Raw genomic sequence first — 12,852 nt, 5'->3', positions numbered from 1 at the left:
CGCGGTTTTTTTGCCGGCCGCGCGATGATATGGCCCGAAGGCCGGGCCGCGCCGCCCGGCCCCTGCCACCGCCGCTGAAGGAGAATGCCCGATGCCTCCGGAATTGATCGCGGTGCTGATCGCGGTCAGCGACGACCGGCCGATGGTGCTGACGCTGGAGGGTGGCCGCCTGCTGCCCTCGGGACCGCTGGAAGCCGGGCACCGGTCGCTCCAGACGGGCATGCGCCTATGGGTGGAGCAGCAGACCGGCCATGTGCTGGGGCATGTGGAGCAGCTTTACACCTTCGCCGACGCGCCGGTCGACCTGGAGCCGGACGGGCGGCGGGTGTCGATTTCGTACCTCGCGCTGACGCGCATCCGCCGGGGGGAGCGCGGCTGGCGCGACTGGTACGCGTATTTCCCGTGGGAGGACCAGACGGCGCCGGATGGCCGTGACCTGGTGCTGCGCATCGCGCGGGCGCTGGACGCCTGGGCCCGGTGCGCGCCTTCGGCGGCCGAGGGCGAGGCGAGGCGGCAGCGCGTGGCGCTGACCTTCGGGCAGGAGGGGCTGGGCTGGGACGACGAACTGGTGCTGCAACGCTACGAATTGCTGTGGGAGGCGGGACTGGTGCCGGAATCCGCGCCGCCGGGGGCGCCGGTCCTGCCCGGTTTGAGCATGGCGCGGGACGAGCGGCGGGTGCTGGCCACGGCGATGGCGCGGCTGCGGGCCAAGATTCGCTACCGGCCGGTGATCTTCGAGCTGATGCCCGACAGTTTCACGCTGCTGCATCTGCAACGCACGGTCGAGGCGGTGGCCGGCCAGCCGATGCACAAGCAGAATTTCCGCCGTCTGGTGGCCCAGCAGGGGCTGATCGAGGAAACGGGCGAGGTGGCGCCGGAGACGCGCGGCCGGCCGGCGCGGCTGTTCCGTTTCCGCCGCGAGGTGATCGGGGCTCGGCGGATCGCGGGGTCCAAGCTGCCGTTGGCGCGCCCGGCGTGACGTTGGCGTTCACGGATATGTTTGCGGGTGCCAACGACCTGGAACCATGCCGTTTTCTTCGTGAGGGGCGGTGGGCGGCGCGATCGTGCGGCTTGACGTGGGCCGCGTGCGGGTTGAACAGCACGAGAGCGACGTTATGTATCTAAATTATGCTCAAGATGAGTATAAAGGTCGGAGGAGACCGTGATGTCCGAAACCCTTGCCGCTCCGTCCCAGCTTGACGCGCTGTACGCGCGTGTCGCCCGTGTCGTGCCGCGTCTGGAATGGGAGCTGTTCGCCGACGATATCGCGGCCATCCTGGAACTGAAGCGGCGGCGGCGCGCGGTGATTCTGGCGCATAATTACCAGACGCCCGAGATCTTCCACTGTGTTGCCGACATTCGGGGCGACAGCCTGGCGCTGGCGCGCGACGCGCAGGGGCTGGAGGCCGAGGTGATCGTGATGGCCGGCGTGCATTTCATGGCCGAGACCGCGAAGCTGATGAATCCCGACCGCACGGTGCTGATGCCGTCGCTGGAGGCGGGGTGCTCGCTGGCCGATTCGATCACCGCCGAGGATGTGCGCGCCCTGCGTCGCGCGCACCCCGGCGTGCCGGTGGTGACCTATGTGAACAGCACCGCCGAGGTGAAGGCGGAGAGCGACATCTGCTGCACCTCGGCCAATGCGCGGCGGATCGTGGAGAGCCTGGGCGTGCCGCGCGTCATCATGATCCCCGACGAGTTCCTGGCGCAGAACGTGCAGCGCGAGACGGGGGTGGAGATCATCACCTGGCGCGGCCATTGCGAGGTGCATGAGCGCTTCACGCCGCAGGAGATCCGCGACTGGCGCGCCGATAATCCCGACGTGGCGGTGCTGGCGCATCCGGAATGCCCGCCCGCCGTGGTGGCGGAGGCCGATTTTTCGGGCTCGACGGCGGCGATGTCGGATTTCGTGGCCAGCGGCGCGCACCGGAAGGTGCTGCTGGTGACGGAATGTTCCATGAGCGACAATCTGGCCGCCGCGCACCCGGAGGTGGAGTTCGTCCGCCCGTGCAATCTGTGCCCGCACATGAAGCGCATCAGCCTGCGGGCCATCCGCCATGCGCTGGAGACCATGAGCCATGAGGTGACGATTCCGCCGCACCTGGTGGCGGGCGGCCGGCGCGCGGTCGAACGGATGCTGGCGGCGTGACCGGTTTCGCCGCCCTGGCCGGACAGCCGGTAATTGCCGGGGGCGGGCTGGCCGGTCTGGCGACCGCGCTGCTGATGGACCGGCCCTGCGTGCTGCTGTCGCCCGCCCCGCTGGGGCGGGATGCCGCCAGCGCGCTGGCGCAGGGCGGGATCGCGGCGGCGATCGGGGCAGATGATACGGTTGCCCTGCACGTGGCCGACACGCTGGCGGCGGGCGCCGGGCTGTGCGTGCCGGACGCGGTTTCGGCCATCGTCGGGGCCGGGCCGGATGCGGTGGCGGGGCTGCGCGCTCTGGGCGTGGTGTTCGACCCCGGGGCCGATGGACGGCCCGACCTGCATCTGGAGGCCGCGCATTGCCGTGCCCGCATCGCCCACGCGGGGGGCGACGGGACGGGTGCCGAGACCATGCGGGCGCTGGTGGCGCGGGTGCGGGCGACGCCGCGCGTCACGGTGCTGGAGGGCGCGCGCCTGCGGCGGCTGGTGGTGCGCGACGGGCGGGTGGCTGGAGTCGAGATCGTGCAAGGCGGGGTGGTCGTGGCGTTGCCGACCGCTGCCTGCGTGATCGCCACCGGCGGGGTGGGGGCGTTGTTTCCCGCCACCACCAGCCCGCCGGGCGGGCAGGGGCTGGGGCTGGCCTGTGCCGCGCGGGCCGGGGCGGTGCTGCGGGACATGGAGTTCGTGCAGTTTCATCCGACCGCGCTGGCCGGCGGGCCGGATGGCGCGCCGCGCGCGCTGGTCAGCGAGGCGGTGCGGGGCGCGGGTGCGATTCTGGTCGATGAGACCGGGGCGTGCTTTACCGACGGGCTGGCGCCGCGCGACGTGGTGGCGCGGGCGATCGCCGCCCATCTGGCGGCCGGGCACCAGGTGCTGCTGGATGCGCGGGCGGCGACGCGGGGGGATTTCGCGCGGCATTTTCCCGGCATCGCGCGGGCCTGCGCGGCGCGGGGGCTGGACCCCGACCGGCAGCCGATTCCGGTGCGGCCGGCGGTGCATTACCACATGGGCGGGATCGAGACCGACCTGAACGGGCGCAGCAGCGTGCCCGGCCTGTGGGCGTGCGGCGAGGCGGCCTCGACCGGGTTGCACGGGGCCAACCGGCTGGCCAGCAATTCGCTGCTGGAGGCCTTCGTCTGCGCGGGGTTCGTGGCGCGCGACCTGGATGCCGTGTCCCTGCCGGTGCCGCGTTCGCTCGGCGAGCCGGTACCCGATGCCGGGGATGGGGTGGATCTGGCGGATCTTCATGCCTGTCTGGGTCGTGCCGCCGGGATCCTGCGCGATGAGGCCGGGCTGGCGCGGGCCGCGCGCATGCTGGCCCCGCATGTCGCCACCGACGACCGGGCCCTGGTCGGTGCCATGCTGTGCCTGGCGGCGCTGGAGCGGCGGGAGAGCCGGGGTGGGCATTCTCGTACCGATTATCCGGCGACGGCGCCGGTGGCCGCGCATTCGCGCCTGACCGTGGGGCGGGCGCGGGTGCTGCTGGCCGGTCTGTCGTCCCGTGATCCTGTTCCTGCTTCAGCCGATGGAATGACCGTGCCATGACGCCTTTGCCCGATGTGATGCTGGAACCGCTGGTGCGCGCGGGGTTGCTGGAAGACCTTGGCTGTGGCGGCGACCTGACCACCGATGCGCTGGCGAAGCCCGGCCAGGTGCTGCACACCGCGCTGGTGGCGCGCCAGCCCGGGGTGGTGGCGGGGCTGGCGCTGGCCCGACTGGCCTTTACGCTGATGGACCCTTCGGTGCGCTTCGAGATCGAGCGGCCGGATGGCGGCGCGGTGGCGCCGGGCGAGCGGATCGCGCGCGTGGCCGGGCCGGCGCCGGCGATCCTGGGCGGCGAGCGGGTGGCGCTGAATTTCCTCTCGCATCTATGCGGGATCGCGACCGCCACCGCCGGGATCGTCCGGGCCGTCGCGGGGACGAAGGCGCGCGTCTGCTGCACGCGCAAGACGCTGCCGGGGATGCGGGCGATCCAGAAATATGCCGTGCGGGCCGGGGGCGGGGCGAATCATCGTTTCCGGCTGGATGACGCGATCCTGATCAAGGACAATCACATCGCGCTGGCCGGCGGCGATGTCGCGCATGCGCTGGCGGCGGCGCGGGCGCGGGCGGGGCATCTGGTCAGTATCGAACTGGAAGTCGATACGCTCGACCAGTTGGCGCAGGCGTTGCGGGCCGGAGGAGCGGATGCGTTCCTGCTGGACAATATGACGCCGGAGATGCTGCGCGAGGCGGTGGCGATGGTGGACGGGCGCGCCGTGACCGAGGCCTCGGGCGGGATCACGCCCGAGAGCGCGCCCGCGATCGCCGCGACGGGGGTGGATATCCTCTCCGTCGGCTGGCTGACCCATACGGTGCGGGCGCTGGATATCGGGCTGGATCACGAAATCGGCGCGTAGGGTCAGGCGAAGGAGCGGAGCAGGAAGGGCAGCAGCGGGCGCAGGACGGCATCCGGCGCCTCGCGCTGCGGGAAGTGGCCGACATGCGGCAGGATGTGCCGTTCGTATGCCGCGCCGAACAGGGCGTCCTTGCCCTCGGACGTGACCGGCGCGTTGCAGGGATCGCTGCCGCCATGCAACATCAGAGTGGGCACATGGATCGTCGGGGCCGCGCGCACGCGCGCCTCCAGCGCCGCGCATGTGGGGTCGGGGGCGGCCAGGCCCCAGCGCGCGCGATAGGAATGCAGGACGACGTCCGCCCAGTCCGGCGTGTCGAAAGCGGCCGCGGTCGCGTCGAACGCGGCGTCCGGGATCGTCCACGCGGCGGTCCAGATCGACCAGATATAGCGGGTGAAGGCGCGCCGGTCGTCGCGGACCAGGGCTTCGCCGCGCGGGAGCGCCATCAGCCAGTGATACCAGTAATTCCGCGCCTGCGGCAGCGGCAGGACCTGGTCCGCATCGTTGGTGCCCCAGCCGACCGAGAGCGCCGCGCAGGCCGCGATGCGGTCGGGCGCCACGCAGGCCGCGATATAGGCGGCGCGAGCCCCCCAATCGTGACCGACGATCGCGAACCGTCCGATCCCCAGCGCGTCGGCGAAATCGAGGACATCGCGGGCCAGGGCCGAAAGCTGGCCGGAGCGCATGGCGCCGGGGTCGCGAAAGCGCGTGCCGCCGAAGCCGCGCAGGAAAGGGACGAGAACCCGGAAACCGGCGGCGCGGAGGGCGGGGGCGATGCGATCCCACGTTCGTACGTCGTCAGGCCAGCCATGAAGCAGGATGACGGGGACGCCGTTCGTCGGGCCGCTCTCCTCGAACGCGATGTCGAGCGAGGCGGTGAGGATGGTGCGGGGGGTGGGTGCCTGTGTCATGGCGGTCATCCTGGACGCGCGGAGCCATCGCGACCAACGATGCATTGAGATTTCCGATATCGCGTTTTACGATGCCGTATGGATATGCGCGCCATTCATGCCTTTCGTATCGTCGCGGAAAGCGGATCGATCTCGGCGGCGGCCGAGCGGCTGGGAACCGTGCAATCAGCGCTTTCGGCCCGGATCAGCCAGTTCGAGGACGCGCTCGGCGCGCCGCTGTTCGAGCGGCTGCCGCGCGGGGTCAGGCTGACGGCGGCGGGGACGCGGCTGCTGCCCTTCGCCGGGAGGATCGAGGCGCTGGTCGCCGAGGCGGTGGCGACGGCGCGGGGGGACGACCGGCCATGGTCGGGACCGTTCCGGCTCGGTGCGATCGCCATCGTGGCGGCGTCGATCCTGCCGGATGGGGTCGCGCGTTTTCTGGCCGCGCATGGCGGTGTCGATCTGCGGCTGGTGACGGGGGTGTCGCGCCAGCTTGTCGCGGAGGTGGAGCGCGGCGCGCTGGATGCGGCGATCGTCGCCGAGGGTTTCGGCGCGCCGGCCCTGCCGTCGATGCCGTTGCGGCGGATGCCCCTTGCGCTGTTCCGGCCGGGCGACCGGCCGCCGGAGAGGCTTGGGCAGGCATTCGCGTTCGGGGAGGGATGCGTGTGCCGCGCGCGGCTCGACGCCATCCTGCGCCGGAAAAGCTGGAGGGCGCGTATCGTGGAGCTCGGCTCGGTGGAGGCGATCCTCGGTTGCGTGGAAGCCGGCATCGGCATGACGCTGTTGCCGCATCTTCTGGGCGGAGGGCGCGCGGTGGTGACGGAGCCGTGCGGATCGCTCGCCCTGACGCTGGTCTGTCGGTCGGATACGGCGCCGATGGCGCGCGCGTTCGGGGCCATGATGAATGGCCGGAAGCCCCTCGACCCGATGATGGCGTGACGGCCGGGGTTCCCGAGGGGGCGACTGTCTTTTGGCGGGGGGCGGGCGGCTCGGCCCCGAATTTAAAAAGCGATGCTCGACAGGGTCGTCTCTCTGCCGCCATCATGGCGGACTTCGCACCGCCATGCCCCAGCCGAGGATGGAAACCGCGCGATGGCCGTTCGCCCTGCCGTTCTGTTTGTCTGCACCGGCAATATCTGCCGCTCGCCGCTGGCCGAGGCCGCGTTTCGGGTCGCCGCGCGGCGGCATGGCGTGGAGGGGCTGGTCGATTCGGCGGGGACCGGGGACTGGCATCACGGCGAGGCGCCCGACCGGCGGGCGCAGATGGTGGCGCGGCGGCATGGGCTGGACATCGGCGAGTGTCGCGCGCGGAGGGTCGAGGCGGCCGATTTTCGGACCTTTACCCATATCGTGGCCCTCGATCCGGGCCATCTGAAGATATTGGACAAGCGCCGGCCGATCGATTCGACGGCTGACCTCTCGCTGTTGCTGGATCATGTGCCGGGGCGGGAAGGGGAGGGGGTGGCCGACCCCTATTACGGGGATGCGCGGGCGTTCGACGTGACATGGACCGATGTGTGCCAGGGCGCCGAGGGGCTGGCGCTGATGCTGGCGCGCGTGGCGGCGCCATGACGGGCGGAGGAGACGCGGGATGAGGCGATACGGGCTGATGGCTTGTCTGGCCGCCGTGCTGGCGCTGGCGGTGCCGTCGGCGGGGCGGGCCGCGCCGCCGGTCGAGCGGCTGCGCCTGCCGGCGGGGTTCCATGTCGCGGTCTATACCGACCAGGTGCCCTCGGCGCGGGAGATGGCGCTGGGGGCGCGGGGAACGCTGTTCGTGGGATCGATGACCGGTGGCGTGGTCTATGCGGTGACCGGCGGGCCCACCGGGACCGCGCGGGTGCGGGTCGTGGCGCGCGGGCTGACCATGCCGGTGGGCGTCGCCTTCCATGATGGCGACCTGTATGTCTCGGACGTGCGCGACATCGTGGTGCTGCGGGGGATCGAGGACCATCTGGACGACCCGCCGAAGCCCGTGGTCGCGGTGTCGGACCTGCCGTGGCAGATGGGCGACCATGGCTGGAAATTCATCGCCTTCGGGCCGGATGGCAGGCTGTATGTGCCGATCGGCGCACCATGCAATATCTGCGATGTCGGCCATCGCTTCGGCAAGCTGATGCGGATGAATCCCGACGGCTCGGGCCGCGAGGACATCGCCTGGGGGATTCGCAACAGCGTGGGGTTCGACTGGCAGAAGGGCACCGGCACGCTGTGGTTCACCGATAACGGGCGCGACCTGCTGGGGGACGATATTCCCAGCGACGAGTTGAACCGGCTGGACCGGCCAGGCGAGTCCTTCGGCTATCCCTATTGCCACCAGGGGGACCTGGCGGACCCGCGGTTCGGGCGTGGGGTCGATTGCCGCAGCTTTACCCCGCCGGTGCTGAAGCTGGGGGCGCATGTGGCGGCGCTGGGCATGCGTTTTTATGCCGGCCGCATGTTTCCCGCCTCCTATCGCGGCGCGGTGCTGATCGCGGAGCATGGATCGTGGAATCGCAGCCGGCTGGCGGGCTATCGGGTGATGGCGGTCCGTTTCGGGCCGGATGGCGCCGTTGCGTCCTATACGCCGTTGCTGGACGGATTTCAGGAGGACGAGGCGCCGTGGGGGCGCCCGGCGGACGTGCTGCCCCTGCCGGACGGCAGCGTGCTGGTGAGCGACGACCTGGCCGGCGCGATCTATCGCGTGACCTATCGGGCGCCGTGAGACGTGGTTTTTCGGGGAGGGTGGCGCGAGTGACGGGGCTCGAACCCGCGACCTCCGGCGTGACAGGCCGGCGCTCTAACCAACTGAGCTACACCCGCATCGGCTGGGGGTGGAGGCCCCTCGTCCGTGTGTGGTGGGCGAATTAACAAAGCCCGGCGATTCTGGCAACAGTCCGCGCCGGAAAAAATGACGGCGGGAGAACCGGCCCGGCGCGGGGCGCGCCGGGCGGGGGGTCAGATCGCGGGGATCTCGCCCAGGGCGGCGGCGCCGTCCAGCGTCGCGGCGACGCCGTGGATCGTGGCGGCGATGCGAATCGCGGTCTGGACCTGTTCGGCCGACAGCCCGCCCTCGCGCACCACGCGCTCGTGGCTTTCGACGCACAGGCCGCAGCCGTTGATGGCCGAGACGGCGAGGGCCCACAGTTCGAAATCCAGCTTCTCGACGCCCGGCCGGCCGATGACGTTCATCCGCAGCCGCGCCGGCATCTTGGCGTAGTCGCCTTCGACCATATGCACGAAGCGGTAATAGATGTTGTTCATGCCCATGATGGACGCGGCGGCCTTGGCGGCGTCGAGCGCCTCGGGCGTCAGGACGGTGCGGTATTCGGCCACGATGGCGCGCGTGACCTCGTCATTGCGCGCGGCCAGCGCGGAGGCGACGAAGGTTCCGGCCAGTTGCTGCGGCGACAGGGTGATGTCGTTGGCCAGGGAACCGAGATTGAGCTTCAGATCCTTCGCGTAGTCCGGAAGGCGTTCCTTGAGCGATTCGATCGACATGGCGGGCTGACCTGCTGGGCGGAGGCACCCGGCCGGATGGACGGTCGCGTGGGGCCTCGGCAAATGAACGGACGGGGGATGAACGGGCCCCGTCAGCGTGATCGGGCGCGTCGCCCCTCGGGCGATCGGACCCACGTCCCGCCGCCCGGATGGGCTGGAGCGGCGGGGAATGGCCCGGCCATGCGGCCGGGCCGGCCTGGTCGGGAGCGATCAGGGCGTGAGGAAGGCTTCGCCCTGCTTCCAGTTGCACGGGCACAGCTCGTCGCTCTGCAACGCGTCGAGGATGCGCAGGACTTCCTGCGGGTTTCGGCCGACCGACAGGTCGTTGACGCTGACATGACGGATGATGCCTTCCGGGTCGACCAGGAAGGTGGCGCGGTTGGCGACGCCCGCCGTCGGCGACAGGACGCCCAGCGCCGTCGACAGCTCGCGCTTGATGTCGGCCAGCATCGGGATCTGGAGGCTCTTGAGGTCTTCGTGATGCAGGCGCCAGTTCAGATGCACGAACTCGCTGTCGATCGACACGCCGTAGACCACGGTGTCGCGGTCCTTGAATTCGCCGGCCAGCTTGCCGAAGGCGACGATTTCGGTCGGGCAGACGAAGGTGAAATCCTTCGGCCAGAAGAAGACCAGCTTCCACTTGCCTGCATCGGTCTTGTCCGAAATCTGCACGAAGTCGCCCTTCAGCCCGTCCGGGCCGCCGGGGACGGACGTCAGATCGAATTCCGGAAATTTATCGCCGACTGTCAGCATCATTATGCTCCCTTGCACATAGGTGGTCGTGACCATGGTCCGCGCGGACTGCGGCCTCGGCCTGGGTTGCATTCTATGGCGCCGAAGGCGATATCATGCCAATGAATAATTTATATACGGACGATCGAACCAATCGATGACGCCACTGCCTTCGGCGCAGCAACTGCGCTATCTGATCACGCTGGCGGAGCTGCGGCATTTCGGCCGTGCCGCCCAGGCCTGCGCGGTGACGCAATCCACCCTGTCGGCCGGGATCCTGGCGCTGGAACGGCAGTTGGACATTCAGCTCCTGGACCGCAATGTCGGCAAGCGCGTGGTCTTTACGCCCATCGGGGACGAGGTGGCGGCGCGGGCGCGGTTCGCGCTGGAGGCGTTGCAGGCGGTGCAGGACGTTGCCGATGCCTCGCGCGCGCCGATGACGGGATTGCTGAGGATCGGGGTGATTCCGACCATCGGCCCGTTCGTGGTGCCGGGGCTGGTCGCGCGGCTGCGCCGGCATTTTCCGCAGATCCGGTTGTCGGTGAACGAGGATCTGACCGGCAACGTGCTGGACAAGCTGGCGCTGGGCCGGCTGGACCTGCTGCTGCTGGCCATGCCCTGCCCGTGCGAGGGGGCCGAGACGCTGCCGCTGTGGCGCGACGAATTCATGCTGCTGCTGCCGGCCGATCATCCGCTGGCGGAACTGGACGCGATTCCGGTCGGGCGCATCGCCGGCGAGCGGATGGTGCTGCTGGAAGACGGCCATTGCCTGCGCGAGCAGACCCTGGCGCTGTGCCGGCAGGAGCGGGGCTGGACCAGCAGCGAGGGCGACGAGGAATTCGTCGTGACCTCGCTTTATACATTGGTCGAGATGGTGGCGGACGGGTTGGGGGTTGCCCTGCTGCCGCGCCTGGCCGTGGAGTCGGGCATTCTGCGCGACCTGCCGCTGGCGGTGCGGCCGGTGACGGGCTGCCACGCCTGGCGCACCATCGGGCTGGGCTGGCGGCCCGGTTCGCCCCGCGCGGGCGATTTCCGGCTGCTGGCGCCGTATGTGCGCCCGCCGGTCCTGGAAGCGCCGGCGGCGGGCTGAAAATGCCGCCGGAGGAGGGTGGATGGTTGACTCGGGCGCGCGCGACCGGTATTCGGCCCGTCTTCGCGGTTTAGCGCCGCCAGTGAGGGTCGGGTCATGAAGATCAGAAACAGCCTGAAGTCGGCCAAGGTTCGTGACAAGGACTGCCGTGTGGTCCGTCGTCATGGCAAGGTCTATGTCATCAACAAGAAGAACCCGCGCATGAAGGCCCGTCAGGGCTGAATGTCGCGGACGGCCTTGGCCGTACCGTTGCTTATGGGTGATGCGAAAACCCGCGCCCGCCTCCGGTTTCCGGCTGGCGGGCGCGGGTTTTCGCGCGTACGTGGCGTGGTGGCGGTGTTGCTGTGGCTGGGGGGCGCGGTGCCCGCCCGGGCCGACGCGCCCGCGCCGCCGCCGGACCTGTCCGTGCTGACCGGCCAGTTGGCGCGCGCGGCTTCGCGCGCGGCGGCGGCGGATCTGGAGGTTCGGCTGGAACGGGCGCGGCGCCATGGGCTGTCCCCTACCGCGCGCCTGCTGGAACGGGGTGCCATGGCGCATCTGGCCGACGGCAAGGCGCTGGGTGCGGTCGAGGACCTGAACGACGCGCTGGTGCTGCAACCCGATATCGCGATCCTGTGGCGGGACCGGGCGCAGGCGCGGCTGGCGGCGCGCGACCTGACCGGGGCGGTCGCCGACCTGGGCGTGGCGCTTCAGCGCGACGGGCAGGATGCGGTGGCGTGGCGGCTGCTGTCGGCGGTCGAGGAGCAGCGTGGAGACTGGCAGGCGGCCGAGAAGGCCTGGCAGCGGGTCATGGCGCTGGACCCGATGGTGGAGGGCGGCCGTGCCAATGGCGAGCGGCTGCACCTGAAGGCGTTCGGCCGCCCCACGTGACGGTGGGGCGATCCTAACTATCGCGATTCCGGGCATTTCATGGCAGGGTGGCCGGCATGATCGAGCGGGCCACCCAGGGAGCGACGACACGGGACGCGATGACGGGCGGCGGCCGGGTGGCCGGGCCGGTGCCGGATCGTGCGTCGCTGCGCGCGGCCGCCCTGGCGCATCTGGCGCGTTTCGGCACCACCCGCGCCGGGTTGGCGCAGGTGCTGGAGCGGAGCGTGCAGCGCTGGGCGCGGCGGGCCGCCGAAGCGGGTGCCCCGGCGGACGATGTCGCGGCCCGGGTGGGCCCGCTGGGCCGGGCGATCGCGCAGGTGGTGGACGAGATGGTGGCGCTGGGCGCGGTCGATGACGCGGCCTTCGCCGGGTCGCGCGCGCGGTCGCTGACCCGCACGGGCCGGTCGCGCCGCGCGGTGCAGGCGCATCTGGCGGCGCGCGGGGTGGAGGCGGAACTGGTCGGCAGCGTGCTGGACGAGACGCTGGGCGCGCGCGGGCAGGAGGGGGCCGAGATGGAGCTGGGGGCGGCGCTGGTCTTCGCGCGGCGGCGCCGTGCCGGGCCGTTCGCCCCGCCTGGCGCGGACGACGATGGCGCGGTGCGCCGCCGCAAGGTGCTGGAGGCCATGGCCCGGGCGGGGTTCGGCCGCGCCACGGCCGAGGCGGCGCTGGACATGGACCCCGCGGAGGCCGAGGACCGGATCATCCGGATGAAAACCACGTGATGGCCCCCCTGGCGCGCGGGCTGGCGCTGTGCGGCCTGCTGCCGCTGGCCGCCTGCGGCGGGGGAGGCGGCTGGAACGGCCCGGTGCAGTGCGCGCCCTATGCCCGATCGGTCACCGGCCTGCGCCTGAGCGGTGCCGCCGCCGGGTGGTGGCGGCAGTCCGCGGGGACCTATGCCCATACGCGGGTGCCGGCGCCGGGGGAGGTCCTGGTCTTCCGCTCGACCGGACGGCTGCCGGACGGGCATGTGTCGGTCGTGCGGCAGGTGCGCGGGGCGCGGGCGATCCTGGTCGACCAGGCGAACTGGGTGCCGGGGCGCGTCGACCACGGCGTGCCGGTGGTCGATGTCTCGCGGGCCAATGACTGGTCCGCGGTCAGGGTGTGGTGGCAGCCGGTTCACAGCATGGGCAAAAGCGTCTATCCGACATATGGGTTCATCTCGCGCGATCTGCCGGACCGTCCGTCTCCGGACGCGTGAGGGGCGGGGACGCTTGCATGGCGGGCCGCCCGGTTCCATGTCATGTCGGGATCACGG

15 protein-coding genes and 1 tRNA gene are annotated in these 12,852 nt (G+C 70.9%); 12 read left to right on the top strand and 4 right to left on the bottom strand.

Translation table 11 applies throughout. From position 1 onward, the window contains the following. The first annotated feature begins 91 nt into the window (after positions 1 to 91). From HLH48_RS00835 to nadC, 4 genes are all read left to right on the top strand, one after another. On the top strand, positions 92 to 979 hold the full coding sequence (locus HLH48_RS00835) for an NUDIX hydrolase (protein WP_182995600.1): 888 nt from the start codon (positions 92 to 94) through the stop codon (positions 977 to 979). A 186-nt stretch (positions 980 to 1,165) separates the two neighbouring features. Further along, positions 1,166 to 2,149: a quinolinate synthase NadA gene (nadA, locus tag HLH48_RS00830; RefSeq protein WP_182995599.1), complete on the top strand. Its 984-nt coding sequence runs from the start codon at positions 1,166 to 1,168 to the stop codon at positions 2,147 to 2,149. Then, positions 2,146 to 3,687 (top strand): L-aspartate oxidase, encoded by a 1,542-nt coding sequence (locus HLH48_RS00825; RefSeq protein WP_182995598.1) that lies wholly within the window; start codon positions 2,146 to 2,148, stop codon positions 3,685 to 3,687. The genes nadA and HLH48_RS00825 overlap by 4 nt, the downstream gene beginning before the upstream one ends. Further along, the gene (gene nadC, locus HLH48_RS00820) at positions 3,684 to 4,541 is read left to right on the top strand and encodes a carboxylating nicotinate-nucleotide diphosphorylase (RefSeq protein ID WP_182995597.1); all 858 of its coding nucleotides are present in this window, start codon (positions 3,684 to 3,686) and stop codon (positions 4,539 to 4,541) included. The genes HLH48_RS00825 and nadC overlap by 4 nt, the downstream gene beginning before the upstream one ends. A 2-nt stretch (positions 4,542 to 4,543) precedes the next feature. Here nadC and HLH48_RS00815 read toward each other — a convergent pair whose 3' ends face one another. Beyond that, positions 4,544 to 5,449 carry an alpha/beta fold hydrolase gene (locus HLH48_RS00815; protein WP_182995596.1) on the bottom strand — a complete coding sequence of 302 codons (906 nt, stop codon included), beginning with the start codon at positions 5,447 to 5,449 and terminating at the stop codon, positions 4,544 to 4,546. Positions 5,450 to 5,533: 84 nt separating this feature from the next. Between HLH48_RS00815 and HLH48_RS00810 the strand changes: the two genes are divergently transcribed. From HLH48_RS00810 to HLH48_RS00800, 3 genes are all read left to right on the top strand, one after another. Continuing rightward, the gene (locus HLH48_RS00810; RefSeq protein ID WP_220794941.1) at positions 5,534 to 6,367 is read left to right on the top strand and encodes a LysR family transcriptional regulator; all 834 of its coding nucleotides are present in this window, start codon (positions 5,534 to 5,536) and stop codon (positions 6,365 to 6,367) included. Between the two features lie 153 nt (positions 6,368 to 6,520). After that, on the top strand, positions 6,521 to 7,000 hold the full coding sequence (locus HLH48_RS00805; protein WP_182995594.1) for a low molecular weight protein-tyrosine-phosphatase: 480 nt from the start codon (positions 6,521 to 6,523) through the stop codon (positions 6,998 to 7,000). A 19-nt stretch (positions 7,001 to 7,019) separates the two neighbouring features. Next, a complete protein-coding gene (locus HLH48_RS00800; protein ID WP_182995593.1) occupies positions 7,020 to 8,129 on the top strand; it encodes a PQQ-dependent sugar dehydrogenase in 1,110 nt (369 codons plus the stop codon). Positions 8,130 to 8,150: 21 nt separating this feature from the next. On the opposite strand, the gene HLH48_RS00795 is transcribed toward HLH48_RS00800, so the two are convergent. From HLH48_RS00795 to HLH48_RS00785, 3 genes are all read right to left on the bottom strand, one after another. Continuing rightward, a tRNA-Asp gene (locus HLH48_RS00795) sits at positions 8,151 to 8,227 on the bottom strand. 135 nt (positions 8,228 to 8,362) lie between these two features. Beyond that, positions 8,363 to 8,905 carry a carboxymuconolactone decarboxylase family protein gene (locus HLH48_RS00790; protein WP_182995592.1) on the bottom strand — a complete coding sequence of 181 codons (543 nt, stop codon included), beginning with the start codon at positions 8,903 to 8,905 and terminating at the stop codon, positions 8,363 to 8,365. 210 nt (positions 8,906 to 9,115) lie between these two features. Then, positions 9,116 to 9,658, bottom strand: coding sequence for a peroxiredoxin (locus HLH48_RS00785; RefSeq protein WP_182995772.1), 543 nt, complete (start codon positions 9,656 to 9,658; stop codon positions 9,116 to 9,118). A gap of 136 nt (positions 9,659 to 9,794) precedes the next feature. Here HLH48_RS00785 and HLH48_RS00780 point away from each other — a divergent pair, with 136 nt between their 5' ends. The 5 genes from HLH48_RS00780 (at position 9,795) to HLH48_RS00760 (ending at position 12,795) form a co-directional block, all read left to right on the top strand. Then, positions 9,795 to 10,727 (top strand): hydrogen peroxide-inducible genes activator, encoded by a 933-nt coding sequence (locus tag HLH48_RS00780; RefSeq protein ID WP_182995591.1) that lies wholly within the window; start codon positions 9,795 to 9,797, stop codon positions 10,725 to 10,727. 96 nt (positions 10,728 to 10,823) lie between these two features. Beyond that, positions 10,824 to 10,949 carry a type B 50S ribosomal protein L36 gene (gene ykgO / locus HLH48_RS00775; RefSeq protein WP_012223099.1) on the top strand — a complete coding sequence of 42 codons (126 nt, stop codon included), beginning with the start codon at positions 10,824 to 10,826 and terminating at the stop codon, positions 10,947 to 10,949. Between the two features lie 33 nt (positions 10,950 to 10,982). Further along, entirely contained in the window at positions 10,983 to 11,597 is a 615-nt protein-coding gene (locus HLH48_RS00770; protein ID WP_246386621.1) for a tetratricopeptide repeat protein, read from the top strand. 98 nt (positions 11,598 to 11,695) lie between these two features. Next, a complete protein-coding gene (locus HLH48_RS00765) occupies positions 11,696 to 12,319 on the top strand; it encodes a regulatory protein RecX (RefSeq protein ID WP_246386673.1) in 624 nt (207 codons plus the stop codon). After that, positions 12,319 to 12,795 (top strand): CHAP domain-containing protein, encoded by a 477-nt coding sequence (locus HLH48_RS00760; RefSeq protein WP_182995771.1) that lies wholly within the window; start codon positions 12,319 to 12,321, stop codon positions 12,793 to 12,795. The genes HLH48_RS00765 and HLH48_RS00760 overlap by 1 nt, the downstream gene beginning before the upstream one ends. Positions 12,796 to 12,852: the final 57 nt, after the last annotated feature.

The sequence above is a fragment of the Gluconacetobacter sacchari genome (assembly GCF_014174255.1).
In the GTDB taxonomy this organism is placed as follows: Bacteria; Pseudomonadota; Alphaproteobacteria; order Acetobacterales; family Acetobacteraceae; genus Gluconacetobacter; species Gluconacetobacter sacchari.
The sequence above is the reverse complement of the archived record's forward strand: the minus strand, read 5'-3'. Positions and strand labels throughout refer to the sequence as shown.